This window comes from Butyricimonas faecihominis, assembly GCF_033096445.1.
In the GTDB taxonomy this organism is placed as follows: Bacteria; Bacteroidota; Bacteroidia; order Bacteroidales; family Marinifilaceae; genus Butyricimonas; species Butyricimonas faecihominis.
Genome location: NZ_AP028155.1, coordinates 1,114,116 through 1,137,082, shown reverse-complemented (window position 1 = coordinate 1,137,082; position 22,967 = coordinate 1,114,116). Strand labels below are relative to the sequence as shown.

At 41.2% G+C, this 22,967-nt stretch carries 18 protein-coding genes and 2 pseudogenes; 2 read left to right on the top strand and 18 right to left on the bottom strand.

The window, feature by feature from the left end; translation table 11 throughout:
* Positions 1–2: 2 nt before the first annotated feature.
* The 8 genes from R8806_RS04710 to R8806_RS04675 all read right to left on the bottom strand — a co-directional run bounded on the left by R8806_RS04710 (position 3) and on the right by R8806_RS04675 (position 8,777).
* A complete protein-coding gene (locus R8806_RS04710) occupies positions 3–1,022 on the bottom strand; it encodes a Fic family protein (RefSeq protein WP_229782895.1) in 1,020 nt (339 codons plus the stop codon).
* A gap of 9 nt (positions 1,023–1,031) precedes the next feature.
* The gene (locus R8806_RS04705) at positions 1,032–2,201 is read right to left on the bottom strand and encodes a restriction endonuclease subunit S (RefSeq protein WP_165859728.1); all 1,170 of its coding nucleotides are present in this window, start codon (positions 2,199–2,201) and stop codon (positions 1,032–1,034) included.
* 4 nt (positions 2,202–2,205) lie between these two features.
* Positions 2,206–3,702: a class I SAM-dependent DNA methyltransferase gene (locus R8806_RS04700; RefSeq protein WP_120096387.1), complete on the bottom strand. Its 1,497-nt coding sequence runs from the start codon at positions 3,700–3,702 to the stop codon at positions 2,206–2,208.
* 4 nt (positions 3,703–3,706) lie between these two features.
* On the bottom strand, positions 3,707–4,663 hold the full coding sequence (locus tag R8806_RS04695; RefSeq protein ID WP_317715784.1) for a hypothetical protein: 957 nt from the start codon (positions 4,661–4,663) through the stop codon (positions 3,707–3,709).
* Positions 4,664–4,772: 109 nt separating this feature from the next.
* A complete protein-coding gene (locus R8806_RS04690; protein ID WP_317715782.1) occupies positions 4,773–5,048 on the bottom strand; it encodes a hypothetical protein in 276 nt (91 codons plus the stop codon).
* Positions 5,045–7,417, bottom strand: a complete 2,373-nt coding sequence (locus R8806_RS04685; RefSeq protein WP_120096388.1) for a GHKL domain-containing protein — start codon at positions 7,415–7,417, stop codon at positions 5,045–5,047. The genes R8806_RS04690 and R8806_RS04685 overlap by 4 nt, the downstream gene beginning before the upstream one ends.
* Before the next feature lie 37 nt (positions 7,418–7,454).
* Positions 7,455–8,513, bottom strand: coding sequence for a helix-turn-helix transcriptional regulator (locus tag R8806_RS04680; RefSeq protein WP_103878075.1), 1,059 nt, complete (start codon positions 8,511–8,513; stop codon positions 7,455–7,457).
* 12 nt (positions 8,514–8,525) lie between these two features.
* On the bottom strand, positions 8,526–8,777 hold the full coding sequence (locus R8806_RS04675) for a helix-turn-helix transcriptional regulator (protein WP_103878076.1): 252 nt from the start codon (positions 8,775–8,777) through the stop codon (positions 8,526–8,528).
* A gap of 178 nt (positions 8,778–8,955) precedes the next feature.
* Here R8806_RS04675 and R8806_RS04670 point away from each other — a divergent pair, with 178 nt between their 5' ends.
* Positions 8,956–12,930 (top strand): NACHT domain-containing protein, encoded by a 3,975-nt coding sequence (locus tag R8806_RS04670; RefSeq protein WP_317715780.1) that lies wholly within the window; start codon positions 8,956–8,958, stop codon positions 12,928–12,930.
* Between the two features lie 55 nt (positions 12,931–12,985).
* Positions 12,986–13,360: a hypothetical protein gene (locus R8806_RS04665; RefSeq protein WP_103878077.1), complete on the top strand. Its 375-nt coding sequence runs from the start codon at positions 12,986–12,988 to the stop codon at positions 13,358–13,360.
* 58 nt (positions 13,361–13,418) lie between these two features.
* Here R8806_RS04665 and R8806_RS04660 read toward each other — a convergent pair.
* From R8806_RS04660 to traK, 10 genes and pseudogenes are all read right to left on the bottom strand, one after another.
* A pseudogene (locus R8806_RS04660) lies at positions 13,419–14,966 on the bottom strand (type IV secretory system conjugative DNA transfer family protein); the annotation flags it as partial.
* A gap of 11 nt (positions 14,967–14,977) precedes the next feature.
* The gene (gene ltrA / locus R8806_RS04655) at positions 14,978–16,633 is read right to left on the bottom strand and encodes a group II intron reverse transcriptase/maturase (RefSeq protein WP_005815604.1); all 1,656 of its coding nucleotides are present in this window, start codon (positions 16,631–16,633) and stop codon (positions 14,978–14,980) included.
* Positions 16,634–17,259: 626 nt separating this feature from the next.
* A pseudogene (locus R8806_RS04650) lies at positions 17,260–17,985 on the bottom strand (YWFCY domain-containing protein); the annotation flags it as partial.
* Between the two features lie 18 nt (positions 17,986–18,003).
* Positions 18,004–18,669 carry a hypothetical protein gene (locus R8806_RS04645; RefSeq protein WP_229782894.1) on the bottom strand — a complete coding sequence of 222 codons (666 nt, stop codon included), beginning with the start codon at positions 18,667–18,669 and terminating at the stop codon, positions 18,004–18,006.
* A gap of 75 nt (positions 18,670–18,744) precedes the next feature.
* Positions 18,745–19,416, bottom strand: a complete 672-nt coding sequence (locus R8806_RS04640) for an Lcl C-terminal domain-containing protein (protein WP_103878079.1) — start codon at positions 19,414–19,416, stop codon at positions 18,745–18,747.
* Positions 19,417–19,422: 6 nt separating this feature from the next.
* Positions 19,423–19,932 carry a hypothetical protein gene (locus R8806_RS04635; protein WP_120096391.1) on the bottom strand — a complete coding sequence of 170 codons (510 nt, stop codon included), beginning with the start codon at positions 19,930–19,932 and terminating at the stop codon, positions 19,423–19,425.
* Positions 19,929–20,774, bottom strand: a complete 846-nt coding sequence (traN, locus tag R8806_RS04630) for a conjugative transposon protein TraN (protein WP_120096392.1) — start codon at positions 20,772–20,774, stop codon at positions 19,929–19,931. The genes R8806_RS04635 and traN overlap by 4 nt, the downstream gene beginning before the upstream one ends.
* A gap of 24 nt (positions 20,775–20,798) precedes the next feature.
* On the bottom strand, positions 20,799–21,959 hold the full coding sequence (gene traM, locus R8806_RS04625) for a conjugative transposon protein TraM (RefSeq protein ID WP_151411579.1): 1,161 nt from the start codon (positions 21,957–21,959) through the stop codon (positions 20,799–20,801).
* Positions 21,956–22,321 (bottom strand): hypothetical protein, encoded by a 366-nt coding sequence (locus tag R8806_RS04620; RefSeq protein ID WP_008775159.1) that lies wholly within the window; start codon positions 22,319–22,321, stop codon positions 21,956–21,958. The genes traM and R8806_RS04620 overlap by 4 nt, the downstream gene beginning before the upstream one ends.
* Positions 22,322–22,332: 11 nt before the next feature.
* Entirely contained in the window at positions 22,333–22,947 is a 615-nt protein-coding gene (gene traK / locus R8806_RS04615; protein WP_008771398.1) for a conjugative transposon protein TraK, read from the bottom strand.
* Positions 22,948–22,967 lie beyond the last annotated feature (20 nt).

Sequence of the window (22,967 nt, the reverse complement as noted above, 5' to 3'; positions counted from 1 at the left end):
ACTCAGTCTTTTATAAATTGCCAATAACCATCTTTGTCCGAACCGACTCGATGTATTACTGTTCCATTTAGTTTCTTGATATGTCGGGCAACGGTGGCGCGACTGATACCCAGCATCTGTGCATATTCATCGTATGTGTATTCTGGATGCTCTTTTATTGCGGTGACAAGCCGTGAAGTGGTGTCGTTGGTTTTTACAGTATCACTTGCAGTATCATTTACAGTATCACTTGTGGCCTTTTGATACTGTAAAGTCCGATTTTCGAGATTGGTAATATGTTGTGCCATCATTACATCTTGAATAATGGTACTGTCTTCATGCTCGCGGCTGTCTATCAGTGCCTGTATATATTCTCCTTTTGCTTCTTTCGTCACAATGGAGGGGATAAGTCCCAACTGCCGTTGCACCATGTTCATTAATAGGCGTGTGGTGCGACCGTTGCCGTCCACCCACGGATGAATGGTAACCAAGCGGAAATGGGCTTCAAAACTCAGGCGATAACAGGCGGCCATGTCGTTTTTGTCAATGGATGACAATGCCTCATTCAGCCACTCACAAAACTCAGCCGTTGCTTTAGGAACTTTTTGAAAAGCCAGATAGCTCTTTCCTCCGATACCGGCACTCACATTGCAACGGCGCAACTCGCCTTTGGAGGAATCGAATGTGCCGCCTAATGTGGAGTATTCCGAACCGGTACGCCGCATGACTTTAGCAGACAGCTCACACAAGAATTCAACCGTGTAAGGCCGAGCAGATTTTACCCATTCAAATCCAAAGAGATAGGCGTTCTTCAAGTCCACATTCATCATCTGCTCCATGAGGCTTCTTCCCTTGGCGGCAATTCCTTCATCAAACAGAAGTTGGTTTTCCACCTCGGTAACGGTAGAACCCTCGATGGCTGTGGAGTGCGTGATAAGCGAATAGAGGTAGAATTTGTCGTAATCTACCTGTTGCTCAATACCTGAACCGGAATATCGGTGGATGGTATCTTTTAATTTTTTATCTATCTCTTTCATTGCCATTGTGCTACTTTATGAAAAATAATATTGCATTCGTTCTGCCATCATGGTTTTGGCATCTTCCAATTGCTTGCAGATTAACTCTTTCTGTTTTTCAATGGATTCAATCTTGAAGGCAAATTCTTGTTGTAAAGAGAGTGGGGGAATTATAAATTTGATATTTCCAACAATAGTAAGATTCATGTTTTTTTGGTTTGTTCCATTTCCTAATTCACGATTAGCTTCATAACACATTTGAAAATGCCAATAACAAAAAGTAGGATTTAATGAGTCTTTACATTGTATGGCTGCACATGCTTGATTTGTTGCTGCTTTAATTCTTAATAACCCGACTTGACCTCTTGTTTTACCTTGTCCATACATCGCAACAAGTATGGTATCAGGAAGATAAATCGAACAATTGGAATTATCTATAGCTTCTTTAGTTATGTGCTCCTGAGTCTCCCAAATATATGAATTATGTACTTCCGTAGATTTAACCCATGGAATATCTCCTTCATAGTATGATACTATTTTGCGACTTGGAGTTGCACCTGTTCCTATGGATGCATATTTATTTAAAGATCCCTTTTCCCATCCTTTCGGATTACTCACCGGGTCACCGAACATATCCAGAAAAATGGATTGCGCCAGTGCATCCAAGTCCTCTAATTGCGCTTTGTAGCCGTCAATCATCGCTTGCACAGCATCCAACTCTGCTGCTATCGCTTGTTGAATATCCAGCGGAGGATATATTATTTCAACAGAAGCAACTCTATCAATATTTAGATTATTTACAACAGCTCCTTGTGCTTTCTGAGCAAATTTTTCATACATAGGAGCTGATCCAAGGAGATAATATAGGTAGGATTTATCAAACTGTTTCGGCTGTTCTAACACAAGCCAACCGTCATGTATGCAACCATCAACATTGAGAATATAGGGTCTGCCAAATGACATAGAGTTTGACAGTAGAAAATCTCCTTTGTGAACGAAACGGGATTTACTTACACCTTCAGGAATGATTTTTTCCTTGCAGGAGGATATAAATTTTGAATCTCCGGCATCTCCTATTTTAATCCAATTGATACCATCAGGGGCATCGGTTAGAAATTTTTGAATAGGACGAGGTGAACCGCCACGTTTAATATTACAAAGATTTCCAAGTAAATCTCTGTGCCATCTTGATTTATCCACTTTCATACCCTCACGAATTAAGCAGTTTCTTAAACTCGGCAAAGGCTGCATCAATAGTCTTTTGCCGTTCCTCCATACGAGCCATAATCACCTCGGGCGCATCATATACTACTGCCTCACGCTCCACTTCGTGATAACGCTTATAACTGAGGTCGTAGCCGTTTTCGCGTATTTCATCGGCAGTTACAAAGAATGATTGCTCCCTGCGGCTGCGGTCGGCTTCCGCTTCGAGATTATGGAAACGGGAGACAATGTCAGGGACATCGTTTTGCTCCGGGGTAGGAGTGCGTTGTGTCGTTAGAGAATAGCCATCGGCACGCATATCGTAAAACCAAACCCTGTTCGTTCCACCCGTTCCGGTCTTGGTGAAGATTATGATGGCTGTGGATACCCCACTGTAAGGCTGGAACACGCCTGATGGCATGGTGATAACAGCTTGCAGACAGTGATTATCCACCAATGCGGAACGTATGGTCTTATAGGCTTGTGCATCGCCTGTAAGCACCGTGTCGGGAACGACAGAAGCGCATCGGCCGCCCGTCTGCAACATCCGCATCATCAGAGCAAGGAACAGCAGTTCTGTCTTTTTCGTCTTGACAGCAGCTTTCAATGTGTGCGCGATATCATCGGCATCAAGGCTTCCTGCGAATGGCGGGTTGGCGAGGCAAAGCGTGTATTTGTTAGTGTCGTTGTTCTCGTTCGATAACGAGTTGCGATAGTGCAGTTGTGGCTCATCCACATCATGGAGCATCATGTTCATGCAGCCGATGCGCATCATCGAGGCATCGGAATCCGAACCGTGGAAAATCTCGTTCCGGTATCTGTTTCGGTTGTCGATATTCAGCAGTTCGTCGCCCTGATGTTCCGCAATGTATTTTGCCGCTTCCATAATGAACCCTGCCGAACCCATGGCAGGGTCACAAATGATGTCATCAAGCGTGGGACGCATCAGTTCCACCATCATGCGGATAATGTGGCGAGGGGTGCGGAATTGTCCGTTGGTTCCCGATGCCGCCATCTTGCCAAGCATATACTCGTATATGTCGCCCATCATGTCCGCACCGTCGGATGCCAACTCTTCTATACCCTCGACTACACGTGACAACAATCGTGCATTGGTTATCTGAAAGACAGTATCCTCCATTGCCTGACTATATGCCGAGCCTTCGCCCCCGATATGCCGCAGGAAGATAAACGCATCGTTACGGACACGGTTCAGCATCTTTGCAGATTCCATATCCTTGAAGTTGTGCCAACGCATCTCGCTGTATGGCACTTCTTGGTCTGTATTCGGGTTGTGCCACATTCCTTCTGGGAAAGTGGGGTTTAGCAATTTATCGCCTGTCAGGTTGGCAATGGCCTCCTTTTCCAGTTGCTTCTCATCAAGCATCTTCATAAAGAGCAAATAGGTGATCTGCTCAAAGATTGCCGAAGGCTGTGTGAAGCCATTGTTCCAAAATGTCTGCCATATATTATCGACTTGTTGTTTCTTTTCTCCTGTTATCATATGCTTACTGTACAATTTCTATTTCTGTTACTATATAAGGCAATTCAGCCATATCCATACCTTCGTTCTGAATGATATTCTTTAGAATCGCTTTCTTCCTGAGCATAGGGCTGTATTTAGAATCTAATTTGCAATATGGACCACATGTCAACTTTCCGCTTCTGTGGTACATAATATTACATTCCGTCCCTATCAAAGAATCTATAGAAGGAAACTCCACAACCTTTCCTTCCACAACCTTAATATCTTTTTTCTTTCCAATGTCTGTTATAGTTGTGCTAGGTGCCGGTAATGGAATAATTTTTATCTTGGATTTGTTTGTCTTAATGTCCGGATTAGAGTTGATATACTCGCCAAGCCATTTAATCACATGGCATAGCTGAAGGACATATCCAAAGAAAATTTCTTTCTTATCTTCCTCAATTATGTATGGATCATCTTCATTTGTATGTGAGTCTGAACTAGAATAATTCAAGATGTTTTTGACAAACATTGCTATTTCTTGATTGAAAATACAATCATCAGGCTCCCCAAATCTTACTTTGTTTTTGATAGTTCTTCCATCATAAACATTAGTCTCCAGACCTGCCATGAATCTACTGGCATCTAGCGACACAATATGACCATTAGTGTCAAAGAAATCGTCAGGAAGAAGACCAAATTTATTTGCACCACGAAATAGATATTCTATTACCTTGCGGAGTGGGTTACCCTCATATACAAAGTTCAAATTTTCTTCCGGATAGTAAAGTGCGGAAAGCATCTTCAACATATAAGTGCGTGCTTTTATATAACCAAATACACGTCCCTCGCCAAGATATTTGAATACATCAGAATGTCTGAACAATACCGTATTGATACCTGTGGATGAAGCTACTCGTCTAATATTATCAAAAAGTATTTCTTCTTGTGCGACCTTTTTGCCATCAATTTCCTCATCTTTGGCCTTGATATATTTCATAGGTCCCCACAATGAATCAAAGTTTTGTCTTTCTTCGGTGTAAATCAATTCCAATACTATGCTGAAATCATCCATTGTTCCAGCAGAAAGAACATACCAAGGTATGAATTTATGCTTTTCTCCGAAAATTCTTGATAAGCGAACAGAGACATTGTCCCAAGAATAGCTTTGATGCTACTGTATCTGCTTTTTTAATTTTACATTGAGCGTCCAAGATGATGGCAGAGTATTCTTTGAAATTGATGCGCAGTTTTTCCTCCGCTTCTTCCCAATTTGTTGCCACATCAAGCTCTATGTCTTTTGACTCAGCAATAATTTGATAACCTTGTATAATGCTAAGGTCATCTTCTACCCAAAGTACTTTATAAAATGTTTCTTCTCTCATAATTCAAAAGATGAATCTATGTTAGTATCGTGAAAAATAAGTTTATAAGTAATAGTAAACTCATTTTCAGGCTCTGAAATAATCTCTAAGTTATCACCAAACTCTTCCATGAGTTTTTTGATTTCGTATCCTCCAATACCAAAATGAGTATTAGAATTGCCAGAAGTCTGACCATAAACAGTTATGTCGCTGCAACTCATTTGAGGAACTAATGGCTCACCGTTATTTGATATTGAAACGATGTAGTCCGATCCTTCGGAGCCAATCTCAATTTTTATGATGTTATCGGCATCCTCTCTATTTACAAATCCGTGAGCACACGCATTGCTAACGATATTATTGAATATAGTGGTAAGAGCTTCCTTGGAAAACTTAACATATTCAATAGGATCGCCTTTTCTCAGAACATAATTACCGGTAAGTTTACCATTTAGATTACTATCAATATCTATCTCTGGAATATCCTCTATACAGCGATGATCTGCTGAACTGTACTCATATCGAAATAGAGGACTTTTATTTCCGTGAATGTAATTCTCAATGAATTCAGTCAAAGCTATATCTTCTTTTGGCAAGCCATAACCTGTGTCAAACTTGTTAAACTGTGTAGAAAGTTTTGACATCGAAGTTTCCAAATTCTCAAAAATTTCTTTAACTGAGACTTTGTGAATACGACCGACTATGGCATTCTCGTCAATGATACCATTGTTGTCTTTTCTTACCTGTTCTAACAATCTCCACCAGTTCTTGAAATTTGATAATGTCTGACCTATAGCATGTTTTTTCATATGAATATCCTTACGGAAATCTTCATATATCTTTTGAAGTGTAATGTCGGCTTCTTGAATACCAGCATGCGCTTCATTGTAACATACTTTTTCCTGCTCCTCCAATGACGGAACTTTGATAAGTATGTCGCATAAATCTCTGAAAGAAATTCGACTTATGACACTTCCGGTTGATAGCTTAACAATTTGTTCCTTAGAATAATCGCACAATAAAGAGCGCAATAGATAATCCTCTGTTATGATGTTTGACACAATCTTAACAGGGAAAATCTCACTTCTCAAAGAAACAGAGTTAGTTTGAGTGGCATTTTTCAATCTTGCAACCTTAACTTTCCCCCCTATAAATCCAATCAAAAGACAGTTCTGGTCTATGACACTATTGGTTTCTTTAACGCTGGCAAGAGTATTATCGGCAGATAATATGCAATTAAGATAATCGTCAAATAATTCCCTGTTACCAACGAGTGGTCTAACGGCTTTAACAGTTAGCCTTGTTGCAGGAACTCGTTCTATTAGCTCACCTAATTTGACCAACTTTTCTCCGGCAGCAAGTATTGGGGCATTGATTGTAGGCAAATATCTATTTGGGGAGAAGGATAGCGAGCCTGTCAGGTCAGGATACTTTCCGCACCAAACTAATTTCTCATCACGCTCTTTCAACGATTCTATGATGCTTTCGGTTTTGAGTGTGTATCTTTTACGACCTACGACATTTGTCCTTGATACAAATGTTGAACTGCTAAAATCTGCAAGGATTACATTTCCTAATCCATCTTTTTTGATATGAATAAGGCAAGTTTTTACTCCAGTGTATGGTTGGAAGGTCTCTGAAGGTAAAGCCAAAACAGCGATACTAACATTTAAATCTGCTGCTGTTTTCCTAAAATCAAAGCCGTAATTTCCACTAAGAGTAGTACAAACATCAAAAGGTACAATAGCGTAAAGTTCCCCATCTTTTTTGAGATTTGTCTCTAAGAGATGAATTAAACTACTTATAGTTTCTCGTCTTTGACCGAAAGGAGGACATGTAAATATATAATCGTACTCCTTGGTAGTCATAACAATTGGGAAGGCAACACACTCGATGTTACATTCTACTCCTACTGCGGAATTAAGAATCTCTGATATAGCCCAGTTGATAATGCCTTGCTCATAGCCGTCACACTTGCAGCCAATCAGTTTATGAGAAAATTCCCCAGTACCATTATAAGGTAAATATACCTCACTATTAGGCTCGCATTCTGCTATTTTCAGACACAGGTCAACTAATCCTGATGGCGTAATTTGAGTTGCGCCATTACGCAAGAAATTCTCTGAATCTTGGTCAAAACAAGAAAGAATGACATTTCTGTATTCGTTCTTTAAAATGTCTATTTGCTCAGAAGGTAATTCTTCTTTTAAATCGATGATGTATTTATCCAATTCTTTTACGACCGAAGACTTGGCATTAGGATTAGTGGCATAAAGGCTTGCGCCCAATATCATTGAAGGATTATTGGTAAAACCTTTACTCCAAATACTATTAGAGAATTTGTTCACTATGTTTTGAGCTTCAACGGAAAGTCTTGCGAACTGTGTCATTGTTTTGAAATTTTAGAGTTAAACTTTAATACTGATTTCATTTGACACTGCAAAGGTCGTTGTTGTCTATGCAAAGGTTCTGCATAGAAAAATATTTTTTCATACATTCTGCAATTTTCTTGCTAAAAGCCTCGCGAAACCATGTAGGTGAAAGGACTTCCACATCTGGTCCGAAAGAGAAAATCTGTTGCTCCAATTCTAATGTGTGATATAACTGTAGTGAAATTATACAATCCTCTTCGCTTATAATTTCCTGTGATTTATGTATAGGCTTTGAGGTTACATATTTGAAACGTTTTGGAGAAAACTTTAATTGAAAAACTTCCAAGTTTGATTCTCCCTCATATGGAACAGTTACACCAACTACATTGTCGAAATATGTATTGAAATCAATCTTTTCATTTTTTCGGAATGCACAATTATTATTTACCATACTTTGAATACGGTCAAAGGCAAGACTCTTAATCCTGTCTTCTTTTTCGTCAAGCCCGAACAGATACCATCTTCCATTATATTGTTTAACAAAATATGGATGTAATGTATGTTGGTGATGGTTTCCGTTGGCTGAAATATATTCAATATCTAACGGCTGATGGTTGATGGTCGCATCAATAATGTCAGAGAGATATTCAATCCCTTTTAACTGATCATTCTGCCCAAAAGAAACAAGATTTTCTGCATTACCTTTGACTCCAAATCTAATTTCGAGGTTGGAGATAACCTCTTCCAACCATCCGTTCGAAGGTAAACCTCTGTATTTACCTAACATTTCTATTGTTGAACGGAGGTTCTGCACTTCTGCTACTGATAGTTCGTTTTTGTAGATAGAAAAATTCGGTTCAGAATAACGATAGTAACACTTCTTACCATCATGCGGTATGGCTTCAAGATATATGCCGTCCGGGAGCATCTTGCGAATGGCATTTAAATCTCCTCGCAATTGCCGCTCCATAATCATGGACTTGCTTCCGTTTGCATCATATAATTTATCGTTGACCTTTTCCAATAGGTCTTCAATAGTGTATTTATGACGAAAGTCGCTAAAGCATCGGTCTAAGACCATGAACCTATATTCGGCATTCTTGTTTTTGGGCATAATGTCTTTATGTTACATCGTTAGATTGGTTGGAACTTTAATATACATAGCATCCTCTTTTGTTGAATGAAGTAAATCTTTCACATCAACATCAAGAACACCGGCAATCTGCAACAGTGTTTCCAATCCCGGTTGCGAAGTGTTCGTACACCATTTAGACACTGTTGCCGGATCCTTGCCCAATTGTTCTGCCAGCCATTTGTTGGTTCGCTTCTTTTCAACAAGAACAACTTTGATTCGATTTATATCTTTCGTCTCTTCCATTTTGGTTTATTATTTCTCCATACATTGCAAAAGTACTAAATTAAATTCAATCAGCCATTATATAAGTAAGACTATTTGCTATAAAAATTGCGGATTACTTCAATTTTTATCACAAAAGAGTTCTGCTAACTCAACTAAAAGGATTACCTTTGTACAATAACTTGAAAGATTAGATATTATGGAATCCGAAAAGATATTGAACTATATTACGCCACAGATTGTAAAATATCAAAATATTGATGACCTGTTAGAGAATAATAGGCAGCGCACATTTTTTGATGTGACAGAGAATTTGTCTGTTGACAAACTGCTTGAAGAAAGCTTCGTTTGTGTTGTGGGAGAACCAGGCATAGGTAAAAGTAGACTCGTTGAAGAAATAAAGAAACGTGTTTCTGAAAATTTGTACCATTGTACCGCATCTGAGTTGAAGCACAAGGTTCTTTCAACGGAAACAGACTATTGCATTATAGACGCTTTGGATGAAGTTGATGGAAACTCATTCTATGATATACTACAAACGATAAAGCAATATAAAGAAGCGTATCGTGATGTTAAGATAATATTCACTTGTAGAAAGCATTATGTGGCATCTTATGCAAAGCATTTTTCCAATTGTAGGAATTTGCGATTTGTAGAAATATGTAGGTTGAATGAGGGAGAGGTAATGAATGTGGTTAAAAGCAAGTGCTCTGAGACAACAATAGAGCACATAAGTAAAAGCCCGAAATTAAGAACACTTATAACTATCCCAAGATATTTGACCTTTTTATTGGAATGGAACAAAAAAGAAGGTAGTGGTGTGAATATCGGAGAGCTTTTTGAGTACATAATTGCTCGTTCAATACAGGCAGCAGTAAAAGCTCGGAAAGACATTGAATATAATGAAAATAATAAGATATTGGTGCAGAGAACATTGGAGAAAGTGGCTTTCGTTATGGAGATAAGTCGAAGAGACCAAATCTCAAAAGATGACCTATATACGATTTTAGATGGTATAAAAGGCAATATGACGCAGATGCTCATTGCCAATTTTGATTTACTGTTCTTTGAGAGTCGAATATTGAAAGATACAAATGATATGCTATGTTTTGAAAATACTGAGTTACAAGAATATCTTGCAGCAAAGGAGTTGTGTAGACAGGACAATATAGAGAGTGTACTTTATGATGTTGCTGTACAGAAAGATTTGAAACATATCTATCCCAACTGGTATGATGTTATTCCTCATATCTCATATTCAAATGATAGAATCCAGACTTTTATTAATGTGTTTAGACTTATTGTATCATACGAATCAAATCTTGATAATGAATCATTTGAAAATCTATTGAAATACGTTGATTCATCTGTACTTTCACTTCAGCAGAAAGAAGATTTATTTTCAATAATTTTTGAACACTACCAACGAATACCTGTATATATTATGTGGAGAGGTTCGATTTCTGAATTATTGCATGAGTGTTATACGGTAAATTGTGATGCTCAGATGTTATTGCCATTCGACTACCTCAATAAGATTCAATTATCCAATATTTATGTCGTTCTTGATACGCTTGTTGAAAACAGCAATTTAAGCAAATGCGTTTCGGATCATTGGATTAATGCAGCAAATGGTCTGATGGCAACCAACGATGAGGAAAAGCAGTTGGCGGCTTTAGACTTGTATAATGCACTTAAATGTAAAGACGAACTTATACAATTATCAAAATCATATAGCGGATTTACCCAAGAATTAAAAGAAAAGTATTGTGAAGTAACAGGTTACAGCAAAATGACCGAAATAGATGTCGTTGATTGTTGGTTGAATGATTGTTATGTAGGTAATCCATACGCAATAAATGCAGTTTTATGTATAGAAGATTTATCTACAATAGTTTATGCCTATAATAACATCATAGAAAATGGTAAGCTGTATGAATTTTTTAATAAAAAGGGTACACTAGTCGTTTGTTATGAATTGTATTTAAATAGACAATTTGATATTGTTTGGAAAGGAGACACAGATAGCAAACAACTCATTACAAGAATAATTGCAGGTCTTATATCCAATCATACTTACATTACCTATAGTGATATGTATGAAATCATTAGGCGAATATTGCTTGAAAAAAAGACAGGAGCCTTGTTTATTGCAAGTTTTGATAGAACATGGGATTTAGAAGATTTATTTCGACGTTTCGATGCAGAATTTGTTGATTTAGAACTTATATCGTCAATGGATATTTTGTTGAGCGAAAAGGAGATAGAAACTTGGTATATAGATAATATTCTCACCACACTCATTAACAAAATTAGAAACGATGCAGATAAAAGGACTTCCATAGCTAAGTACATAGCACGTTATGCAGACACATTTGAGCATTGGGATAAGGAATCACAAAAATTAGAAGATGGAAAAGTAAATTCACAAAATCAACAACTTATTGAGGCTTATCGAAATATCTTAGACCCGAATGTGTCAAAGTACTATAAATATGAGGCTGCGTATGAGTTGTCAAAAAATATTGAATTTGTTCAAAAACAAGATTGTAATCCTCTGATAGATATTGTTAAAGTTTTTTTTGAGGAACTTGATTTAGACAAAATGACATTAGAAAGGGAAACACAAAATTCCTTTACTCTTTCTATGTCTTTACCCAAAATTCCTGTTTTTGTAAAGTTTTTATATTATTTAGGTGCTAAAGATTTACTGAGCTCTTATAGAATAATTTTGGCTAAAACATTGCCAAATGTTTGCTTCACGAGAAATTATGATGTCAAAGATGTGAAGAATATATACAAGTCCGTTATTGGTAGTATTAGCGATGAGGAGAAGAAACAACTTGTAGAATGGTGGAAGTCAAGGGAAGATGATTTTATGAATGTAAGTTCGGATGATATATGTGCCTGTATCACTGATTATGGGATTGAGGCATTGTCATATAAGTTGGAAGAGTATATAGAACAATATAAAGTTAATCAAAATCTTGATTACAGCATTGCAGCTTCCAAGGCATTAGATGTCATATCTGATTACAGTTATTGGGGTATAGACAAGTACCGAGACTTATTCGATTCTCTCAAAGATGATGGTATTACAAGCATAAAGATGAAGTGTAATGCTGTAATGATTGAAAAGTTTAAGGATACAGATGCCATTAAATGGCGGATTGAGTATTTTAGAGAGCATATTATAAAGACCTTCCATAATGACACAGGACATGCTCGTGCGATTTCATATGAGGAGTCCGAAATAATAAGCCCAAATCCACATATGTTCAGATGCTTCATGAGTATAAAAGATAATGAAACGTTGGCTAACCAAATGTCGGATTTGTTCGATTTTGGATTGACATTATGTGAAAACACTGATACATTAGAATACGCACGTTATCTCCTTAACCAAATATATCTTTTCTTCGTGAATTTAAACAATGTTGATTACATTTCTACATTAAGAAAAAAGATAGAGGCTCATAATGCGAAAAGTGTAAGTTATCTCGCTACCAGTATTATGAATAATGCAGAAATGCTGTTTTTAGTAAATGAAAAGATTACCATCGGTAGAGCTATTAAACAATACAACAAATGTATTGAAGAATCATATTTAAATATCCGGAATGACGGTGATTTAAGACGTTATTTTACAGAAATACACTCTGAAGTCCAAAAAGAGATACAAGACCAAGGTATTTACACATTAGTTCGTCCAGATGCTTTAAGTGAAGATTTTATTCAAAGGGAGTTGAAAAATACCATCATTAATAAATGCTGCCAAATGGGATTAGAGGCTGTTCGTGTAGATCGGGAGGTTGCTCTACAAGATAATAAGCGTACAAATATTCTCATTCGATACGGCTTGTGTAATCCTATTATGGTAGAGCTTAAACTACTTCACAATAAAGAAATTCAGGAAGAGAAGAAACGTCGAGAATACAGAAATAAGTTTATTCAGTACACAAATGCAACTGGTACTTGTTTGTCTGTATTTTGGGTGTTTGATGTTCATAGAGAAAGCAGCAAACGTTCTGAATTCGAAAAATTAAGACTAGAGTACAAAGATTTACCTCATACTTCTGTCTTACTGACGGATTGTAAATGTAGTAGTGGTGTTGAAACAGGATTGCCAAAACAAAATACTAAAGTTAAGAAAAACAAGAAAAGCAAGAAATGACAAAGTTTCTATTATGATTTTATAGAGTTATGGATATTAGAACAATTTATGCAAGATGAAAATACTCGTGTTTATAAATGTAGGTAATACTCCTATGTCAGAAGAGACTATGGCTGCTAAGCTCTCTAAAATTTGTTTATTTCACGGAGGAATATTGGATCAATCGCTTGACAACAGAAGCGTATGGATAGTTAAGACTAAATTTAGTGAAGAATTTAAGAATCACTATACTCAATCATTTTGGAAAAGGTTAGGAGATGGAGTTCGTGAATTATTTGATACGCCTGTATATGTAAGCATATATGCAGATGATTTACAACGATATCCAAAATTTCAAGAAAAAAGAAGTGTTGGATATGTCGGTAGGATACAAGATATTCAATTTGATTTTTCCGGGGATGATATTAGTACAGACCCTCGATTTTGGTAATTGATAAATTGAATAGGGGGCAATGACTGATAATTTGGTACTGCCCCCATTAGAGAAACTATTTCACTTTATACTTCTGAATCTCTTGTATCATTTCCTTGACATCCTCTCCAACTTGTACAAAGTTCTTGTAAAGGATGCGCTCCCGTTCATCCCTTGATTTGAAGGTGTAAAACTTGGGAAGCGGTACATAGCTGGCTTCCTCCTTTTTTATCTCCTTCATATCGAAATCCGTCTTGCAGTAGAACTTGGAGGTCTTGAACTCCTCGCTTTCCTGAATGTTCATGCTTCCACCGCTTCCTGTTTTTGTTTGCACAAAGTCACGGGCTGTCTGACCGCATATCCATCCGGTCGGCATATCGGAGATTTTGGATGCAGGAACAAGGCTGTCCATGTTCTCATTGAGGTTGATGGAAGTCTTGTCCCGGTCGATGGTCACGCCTTTTTTGAGTTGTACCACCTTACCGAAGATGTCGGATGACAACCATTCCAAGGTCTCTTTGGAACGGGCAGAACCGCTGACCACATTGCCGACAGTAGTGATAATCTTCTGCATACCTACCTTGCCATAGTCCGCTTCGAGCTGCGGTAACTCCTGAAATCCCAACGCCACTGACACCTTGTTACTTCGTGCCGTACCGATAAGGCGGTCTATCTTGTGAAAATACAGGGTAGGCAACTCATCCACGATGATGCTTACCGGGATATTCTTGCCTTGTCCCGTGTTCACTCGTGTAACCAGACGATTAAGGATAAGGGCGTTCAGCGCACCGATGATGCTTTCCATTTCCGGATCATTGGCTATCAACAGGTAAGAGGGATTCTTGGGGTCAGAGACTTTCAAGTCGAAGTCGTCACCGTCCTTGTGGAATATCCAGTAGCTTTCCTTGGTGGCAAGGCGAGAGGTATAGACACGCAGCGTACCGATCATACCTTCCAACTGTTCCATTGCCTTGTTCTTCAGGGCGGTTTGAAACGGACCGAGCAACGGTGCCACCTCGTTGTCGGTCTCCAATACCTCGAAAATTGTCTGGTAACTCTCATTGAGGAATGACAGGATATGTGGCATATCGGAATACTTTCCGAGCCAATAAGCCGGTTCCACTTCCTCACCTGCGGAATTGAACACCCGTCCGGTGGGTATCATCCGCTTGGTCTGTTTGTCCTGTACCTTCTCTGCCGTGAGCATATTACCGTCCTTGTCGTAGGGTTCTTTGCCCCAGTTGCAGAAAAAATAGATGCAGGCGGCAAGGAAGTTGACAGCGGATGTCTGAAAGAACTGGTCACTGCCACCGCCTCCTTCTTTCTTGCCTTTTTGTAAGGACTCAAGCAGGGTTTCTGCGGTTTCAGATGCGGCAGCAAGATTGTTGATGTATTTCAACTGGATAGGATTTACCCTGCGGCTGTATTCCACATCAACGAAATTGATTATGTTGAACTTGCACCCCTTGGGCAGCTTTCTGAGCTTCTGGTTTTTCTTATAATGATAATATAATTTGGTTGCCAAAGTCGGATCGGGTAGGTCGGCACCCTTACGGGCGCTTTCCCCCCTAAGAACCGTACATGATAGTTTCCCATCATACGGCTCAAGCAATTCAATACTTCTATGAAGCACGCTCATGAAAGTCCTCCTTTCTTGTTAAGAGATTTACAACATGTTTCATGTGCAAGATGCAGTTTGGATATACCATCCACGTTCAGCATCACCGTGCGCCACGGTGTGTCTTTGGTTATGGGTTCTCCACATAATGGACAGCATTGGTTCTGTCTTTCCCACATGAATATGAGGGATTTCCTTCCTTTCAAACTTTCTTTCATACGAATAAGATTTCTGTCAAGGAAGTAATCATACCATTCCGCATCATACGGATTTGCATCCCCTTTTATTTGGGGATATTTTGTAATCTTGGTATCAAACAGACGAGTTAGAAGGATATGTGTATTTCCCTTAGGACTGTCTTTTGCGATACCAAAACACCAATCACGATTATTCACACGATGAAAATACCGATTTTTAATCCATCCAAGAGATTTGTTTGAATGGCGTCTGAGACACCATCTCCAAATCATATTGAATATCTTTTGGTCGGTTTTCCTAAAAGTTTCTGAGGCTGCGCAATACCGATAGTACATTGACCATCCCGTCAATATTGGATTCAGCATCATAAGTATTTCCTCTTGTTTTACTGCTCTGTGCGATTTCAATAGAACCTTCACCTTTTCGGTGAGTTTCTTTACACTTTTCTTTGACGGTTTTGTCAGTAGTGTACCATTATATTTGCGAACATTGAATCCGAGAAAATCAAAACCTTCCGAAACATGGGTTATAACTGTTTTTTCTTCTGACAGTTCCAGCCCTCTTTCTTGGAAGAATTCGACTAGAATAGGTTTTACCTCGTTTTCCAAGATTTCTTTAGATGCACCTGTAATGATAAAATCATCGGCATATCGTATTAAACTCACTTTGGGATTATATGCAACACCATTACGGGTTGTTTGCTTGAATCCCGAAAGAGCCTTTTCGATACCGTTCAGAGCGATGTTAGCAAGAGTTGGCGATATGATTCCACCTTGTGGTGTACCTTCTTCCGTTGGGAAAACCTCTCCTTTGAAGACAAATCCGCATTTCAACCACTTACGGAGTATTTCTTTATCCATAGGGACATTGTTTAGAAGCCAATCATGGCTGATGTGGTCAAAGCATCCCTTTATATCTCCCTCTAAAACCCACTCGGGTGAGTAAGAACGAGATAAGAGGGTATGACAACGAATCATGGCATCTGCACAACAGCGATTCTTTCTGAATCCAAATGAATATTTGTCCGAAATGGTTTCTGCTACAGGGTCAAGTGCCATTAGGTACAATGCCTGCATTGCGCGGTCTGTCATTGTAGGAATGCCCAAAGGGCGAAGTTTACCATTACTCTTTTTGATATTGACTCTCTTTAACGGTTGAGGTTTGTAGCCTCTTCTCTTAAGTGTAGCAATGGCTCTGTATTTTCTTTCAGGTGTTGTCCATAATGTTTTGTCCACCCCCGAAGTTTTTGAGCCACTGTTAGAGGTCACTCGTTTAACTGCCAATGCCTTGGCATAAAACGAGTGGGTAAGTGTCCATTGCAAAGCTTTCACTTTACCATACTTACCTTCTTTCTGAGCTTTTACAATACGCGCTTGAAGCTTCTTGACCGTTTCCTCCGCCTTGTTCCAGTCTATACTGGTCCAACTTTGGTTTCGGTCAGAAGGCGCACACTTAATATTTCTATTTTCGTTCATTTGCTTTCCTCCTTTAAGAAGTTCTTTAAGTTATCTTGTAAAAGAATTACCTAGTGGAAGTCTGCCCACTTTCGTGGAGGATGATGTTGTCAATGACACACGTGACATTGGCTTAATCCTTATCCATTCCGTTACAGAATGGCATTCGCTTTTTCCACAATCTTATACCTACATACCATTCGGCATTCCTTGCGGTCTGCTTACCCTTTGTGGGAGATATATAGGCTTACCGAGTTCCATGTTGATGCCAAACCAATGGGTTAGGTTCTGTCTCTCAGCCGGCGGTTCTGATGTTCGTGCATTCCCAAAATTCACAGAAATGTCCAACCGCTTTACCTTTTGGTTCAAGCCTATCAGCGTTGTTTGGCTTGTTCGACTTAACGACCTTTAAATAACAGTTCGCTTGCGCTAACCATACCATTGAGCCAAGCCCCCAGACTGCATAACGCTTGCGGTCGTTGAAATTCCCTCACGGTTCATTCTTCCCCTTTCGGGAGGGTTACCTTTTCAGAGCAGCTTAGCACAACTGATGTCGCACCTGCTCTTAGGCTACTATTGACGAAACAATAGGTTTAATCAGAGTTTAACTCAGTTAAACAGCCATCAACATGACTTGCTCGTCACACAAATTTATAGTCGTAAACAACTAAGGCAAAGCCTTTTGCTGAGTGTTGCCGGATAAACGGTTCGATAATGGAGAAAGTCTTGCCGGAACCCGGTGTGCCGACTACCCATGTGCCTCGGAACGGATTGCTGATGTTCACCCAACCTTTGCGGAACTTCCCCTTGTAATAGTAGCGCATGGGGATATTGACCGAATACTTGTTCTCCTGCAACTCCCGGCACTGCTCAAAACTCTCGTTCTCAAAATTGAAACGGTCTTTCAGCAATCCCTCTTTGAGGAACTTGGAAATGTTGTCAAGGGCGATGTGTACCAGTACCACGCCGATTATTGAGGCAAGCATATAAAGCCAGATGTTCAACCGTAAGGTGTAAAGCCTTGTTTCCATCGGATATCCAAACAACCAAACAGACAATACAACCAGCCCCATACCTATTATGATAGGATAAAGAACTTGCTTCCGTGCATTGAACTCCAGTTTCTTCTTGTTCCTTGTCCCTATGCAGGTGATGCATATAAGCAGGAACGTGGCTAACTTGCTATATGCGAGATTTCCGTCATTGTAGATTACCCACCGCTTGATACGCCCGTGTATGTCGCAGAGTATGCCGCCCCAATGGTCAAGCATGGCCGGGTCAATGGCATACTCGAAGAACTCCAGCAGAATGGAGACATAGATGACCGAACGGAATATCTTGTAAAATCCTTGTAACTCTTTGCTTTCTTCCATGATTCAATATGTTATTGGTTACTGTTTCCGACGGAACCAACGGCTGCCGACCCGGATGACATCCATCCCGAACCATACACCGTTCTCGTTCATCTTGGTTTTTATCTTTTCAAGAGTGACCGGACCTACGCCCCAGGTCTCGATAAGATGCTGTTCACTGAGCGGAATCAGGTCTCCGATATACAATATGCCGCGAGCTTCCAGACGGTCGCATACAGACGGTGTGATGCCCATGCTGAACACCGGCTTCGAGAGGTAATGAACCTCTTCCGCAGGAATGTTGCCTAAAGCAATCTCCAGTCCCTCTTTGATTTTCTTCTGATACTCGATGCGTTGTCCTATCTCGCGGAGAGCCTGCTCGCTGTACGATATTTCTGTTCGTAACCGGGCGGATTGCTCCACAAGCGTGTCGCTGCTTTCTCTTAGTTCGGCTTGGATGTTCGTCAATGATTCGATGTTCTCATCAAGTTTGCCGCGCTTCTCTTCCAGTTCTTCGGTTATCTCCTGCAATTGGGTGATACGTCTTTTCAGGAACGAAACGTGTTCATTTTCGTCCGCTATCATTTCCAGCAGGTAATCGAATCGCTGTAATTTGTATGCAAAATCCTTTTTGACCGAAACAAGGACTTCGGCAAGTTCTTCCATTTTCCGACGGGGCGATCTTTTTCTCGCACATCGGTACATCAGGACAAGTGCCGTTATCATCAGTAAAAGTCCTATAAGCATGATAATGTCTATTGTTTCCATATTCTCTTCGTTTTATTTGTTTAGTGTAATGATTGCACGTACCTTGTGTGCCTGTGTCTTGGGTGTTTCCTGCATCGAGCCGCTTCCCATGGAATAGAGCCACGCTTTCGCCTTTTCCTGCCCGGCCACTTCCGTACTCGTCCAGTACCAGCAGTCATCGGCAGCATCGGGCAGCTCGTCGCCACCGCACATCCTGATGATGGGGTTTATCTGGCTCTTGGCATTATAGAGCATCCGCATCTGCGCCACTGATGGGATATAGGACGACTGTCCGTACCGCCACAGGGCGAAGACCGCTTCTGCCATAGGCGAGGTGGTTTCTCTGGTGTCGTAGATTGCAAAGGTGTTCTCGTTGCCGTCCAGTGCCGTGATGTCAGCAGATGTGCGTTGGTTTACACCTATGCTATCTGCAAAAGCCTCCGGTGCCAAGTCCCACAGGTAAACCGCATAGCCGTTGCCTTCAATAGCTTCGTCGTGATTGACATGGAACACCACGGCAATAGGCTGTTTTTCGGATTGCTTGAAGTCTGATACCGACAACACTTTGCCGTCCGTACACAGGATATGACAGGGTTTCATTGCCGTGTCCGGGAAATCCCGGTGTGCGTCACAGGCTACGAATAACGTGACGATGGTTAACAGGCTGAATAGCCTGCAAGCGTTTATGTATAATTTCTTTTTCATTTTCCCTTAGTTTAGAGGTAATTTTACACCTAAGACAATGCCTGTGCGGAACAGGTCTTCTCCTTTTATCATCAAATCGGTTTTCACTTGGCAGAACAGCCTCCAGCCACCACGCAACACATAATTGTGTTCATAGCCGAGGTGGATGCCGCCCAAGAACCGTTTTGTGTCACTCCCGGCAGATGCCCCGATACGGACATTGCCGTAATGGTTGCGACCACGCGCCACACAAGGCTTGTAGGCTACTCCGAATCCGTAACTCCTGTAATTCCTCCAGAATGATTCCGGACAGATATGACCGCAGGATGCGCATTCGTCCCATTTGAGATAACCGTTGGCAAAAAACTCCCACATGTGGTGGTACTTGCCCTCATGTTCGTATGAGAGGGTGAGGTCCAGTCCGTTTTGATACAGGCAACCAATACCCAACGAAAGACGGTCGCTGTTGCTTTGCGCTTTACCGTTCATGGCAAATGTTATTACCGTGACCAATATCAATAATATCTTTTTCATCATTCCTCCTCCAATAATACACGGTTAAACGAATCGGCTGAAAGCACATCCTCGTAGTCTATATTCAAATGTATGTTCCTGCCGCTTATCTGTTTCTCGGTCATTTCAATGGTCAGTACCTTGTCGTTGGGGAAGGTCATCTTCTTCAACACAATGACGTTACGGTAGCCATGACGGAATGACTTTGCCTGTTCAAGTACCAATGCGGGTGCCAGCTCTATGATTTGGGCGTTGGTTGCCTTGGACAACTTCTTGTCCGCGAGTTTTACCCGTATCTGATCGATGTCGAAACGGATATTGGTCTTGTTCTCGATGGAGAAGTCAATGAAAAAATAATCACTGACCGTATAGATGTTGTTCAATCTCATCGTCATGCGGTGTTCCCGGCTTCTCACGTTGCGGTATTTGGCAGGAGAGTTCCATATACGCCTCGCAAACTGTGTCATATCCGCCTGTGACATACTCACGGCAGGATTGTTATAGGCGTTACGTTCCCGGAACTCGATTTCCTTGTCCGTCACGGCTTCCTGCATCCTTGTGGTATAGAGCAGCGCATACTGGGTACGGTAGCGTTCCGTGACAATGGTGACGATGGCCAGTACCTCACCGTCCTCGTGTCCTGTCTCCTTTGGCTTCAGACGGATCGTGTTGTTTATCGGTTGGTCACCGACCACTTTGTCCGTGGAAATATCCACGAAGCGTATAGGTTCGGAAGCGGTAATGACCGTGGTCACTTGCTCGTTGACGGTCAGTTGCTCCAATTCCTCGTAAGTCTGCTGGGCGAATGTAGGCAGGCTTGACAATGCCGCCGTTACTCCGATACAGATAGTCTTGATAATCTTCATATCTATGATTCTTTGAATGGTTATTTACTTTGCATTTCTTTTTTCCTTGCTGTTGATGATATAGACAAACGTACCGTATTTCAGGTTGACCTTGTTCTTCTTGATGTTCTTGCTGATGGCGTTGCTCGTCTTCTGGTAGGCATCCTGAATAGCCTGCATTCCCCATTGAGTAAGGCTGTTGCCATTACCGCCGGTATTAATGTTCATGTTGCTATTGAACGCTCCGCTTGCCACATCTTTTGCGGTTTCACGGAATGAACTTGACGGCACATACAGCCCCTCCAGTCCGTCGGTATCATAGAGCGAAAGGCTGACCTTGACGATTTCATCATTCACCAGTACGCTGTTAATGGTTCCCTTGACCCTCTGCGAGGAAAAGCCGCTCATGATGGCGTAGAGATAAGAACCGCTTTTGACCACCGTCTCATTGATTTCCACATCATCCAAAAGCCGAAGTCTGACACGGCTTCCGTCCACGGCCTTGACATCCTCGTCTATAATCGCCTTGATCAGATTAGGCTCATGCTCGTTTTGGGCAATGGTGTTGAAATAGTCGGAGGTCACTTTTACTTTCTTGACCATTTCACCCGGTTCTTCGTTTTCGGAAGGAGCGTTTACCGCCCGGCTTTCTTCATTGATTGTTCCGCTTGCGGACACTCCGGTTTCCGTGCGTTGTTCAAGACTGTCTTCTGCAAGCGGTTCAACAGGTTCCACCTGTGCCTGCGCCTTTAGTCGTGCTTCCGCGAGGGCACGCTCCAGTTCTTTGAGGGCTTCCTGCTCTCTCGCTTTGGCATCGGCAGTTTCCTCTGCCTGTAATTTCTGCTGTTCCAGTTCACCCAAGAAGGCAACTTCGTCCTGGCTGTACTGCGATTCGTATTTTTCCTTGTCATCATCGGGTTCGTCTCGTTCTATGTTATCCACAGCCGTGTAGTCGGCAATCTTGCCCCACGACTTTGCCATGTTCTCGTATTTGCTTCCTATGCCGTCGCCGCCCTTGATGGTGGCATCGGGCAGGTCGGGATTCAGGAACTCCGTGGTCTGGAGTGTCTTGTCGGCTATCTCTGCCTTTTCTGCATGGAAGAGGTCAAAGATGAAATAGGACGCGCCCAACAGCGGAATATACAATATGGCAGGAAGCATATATTTGGGCTGCCTGAAATTGATTTTCTCGAATATCCTTTTCATCGTTGTCTGGTTTGGGTGGGTTCAACAATGGGAGCAACCGGCTCCTTGTGGCGTTCTCTGAGCAGGCTGTCCTGCATTTCTGTAGCACTTCTTATCTCCTGACCATGCCGATAAGCCTTGGTCAGCCGATAAATGTTGAAGGTGAATGTGCCGATTACGAAACCGAATACCATGACAAGGAACAGTATCTTGTTCCTGTTGGCAAAGCCCTGTATCTTGGCGGCCAGTTTGTCAAGACGTGTCGCCTGGGCGAATTTGCGACCGGCATTCACATCACGCTCGTATCTCTCTTTGTATTGTGGATCGTTCTTGTCAGGCATCTTTTCGCCGAACAGCATCCTGCGGAATCCTTTGGTGTTCATATCTGTAAATTTTAATAGGTTGCTTTCGTTTTCTGTTCGATGTCTTTATTGAGGAGGGTACGCCAATTTACGATAAGCAGTCCGTGCGGATTGTTCTCGGTTCTCGGCACTCGTTTGAGTTGTCCTGCCGTCACCAGTTCACGCATCAGGATGTTGCTTCTGCGCTCGATACGCTGCCGTCCGTAATAAGTGAACTCCATATTGCTTTTGTCAAACCGCACACTGTCGCAGTAAATGGAGAATACGGCACTTGTTCCCAAGATGTTGGAGTAAAAGCCTTTCTCTTTGAGCGTGTTGTACTGCGCCAAACCTGTTTCGTCCACCAGGTACATCGCCTTTTCCATCGTGTATTTGATGTACTTGTCATCGGGAGGAAGCGTGAAAAAGAAGTGGTGGAACATTTCCACATGACTTTTGGCTTCCACATCAAGGGTTTCGTCCATCGTGGTACGGTTGACCAATATTGGCACGTTGCCGTCCAGCACATAGACTTTCTTCTGTGCATCTGTCACCATTGTCCGTGCCGTCCAAATGCTGCTCACGCTGATGATGATGCAGCCGACAAGGAAGAACGAGCAGATGATGCCCACTAACTTGATTTTGTTTTCTAAATTTCTGATTACCATTGTATATTTTTGATTATGAG

Coding starts and splice junctions, on each gene's coding strand:
- R8806_RS04620 (WP_008775159.1), bottom strand. CDS start 22,321: ATGAACACCAAAGGATTCCGCAGGATGCTGTTCGGCGAAAAGATGCCT.
- R8806_RS04675 (WP_103878076.1), bottom strand. CDS start 8,777: ATGGAAGAGACGAAAGATATAAATCGAATCAAAGTTGTTCTTGTTGAA.
- R8806_RS04705 (WP_165859728.1), bottom strand. CDS start 2,201: ATGAAAGTGGATAAATCAAGATGGCACAGAGATTTACTTGGAAATCTT.
- R8806_RS04635 (WP_120096391.1), bottom strand. CDS start 19,932: ATGATGAAAAAGATATTATTGATATTGGTCACGGTAATAACATTTGCC.
- R8806_RS04710 (WP_229782895.1), bottom strand. CDS start 1,022: ATGGCAATGAAAGAGATAGATAAAAAATTAAAAGATACCATCCACCGA.
- R8806_RS04640 (WP_103878079.1), bottom strand. CDS start 19,416: ATGAAAAAGAAATTATACATAAACGCTTGCAGGCTATTCAGCCTGTTA.
- R8806_RS04690 (WP_317715782.1), bottom strand. CDS start 5,048: ATGAGAGAAGAAACATTTTATAAAGTACTTTGGGTAGAAGATGACCTT.
- R8806_RS04680 (WP_103878075.1), bottom strand. CDS start 8,513: ATGCCCAAAAACAAGAATGCCGAATATAGGTTCATGGTCTTAGACCGA.
- R8806_RS04670 (WP_317715780.1), top strand. CDS start 8,956: ATGGAATCCGAAAAGATATTGAACTATATTACGCCACAGATTGTAAAA.
- R8806_RS04685 (WP_120096388.1), bottom strand. CDS start 7,417: ATGACACAGTTCGCAAGACTTTCCGTTGAAGCTCAAAACATAGTGAAC.
- R8806_RS04695 (WP_317715784.1), bottom strand. CDS start 4,663: ATGAAATATATCAAGGCCAAAGATGAGGAAATTGATGGCAAAAAGGTC.
- traM (WP_151411579.1), bottom strand. CDS start 21,959: ATGAAAAGGATATTCGAGAAAATCAATTTCAGGCAGCCCAAATATATG.
- R8806_RS04700 (WP_120096387.1), bottom strand. CDS start 3,702: ATGATAACAGGAGAAAAGAAACAACAAGTCGATAATATATGGCAGACA.
- traN (WP_120096392.1), bottom strand. CDS start 20,774: ATGAAGATTATCAAGACTATCTGTATCGGAGTAACGGCGGCATTGTCA.
- R8806_RS04665 (WP_103878077.1), top strand. CDS start 12,986: ATGAAAATACTCGTGTTTATAAATGTAGGTAATACTCCTATGTCAGAA.
- ltrA (WP_005815604.1), bottom strand. CDS start 16,633: ATGAACGAAAATAGAAATATTAAGTGTGCGCCTTCTGACCGAAACCAA.
- traK (WP_008771398.1), bottom strand. CDS start 22,947: ATGGTAATCAGAAATTTAGAAAACAAAATCAAGTTAGTGGGCATCATC.
- R8806_RS04645 (WP_229782894.1), bottom strand. CDS start 18,669: ATGTACCGATGTGCGAGAAAAAGATCGCCCCGTCGGAAAATGGAAGAA.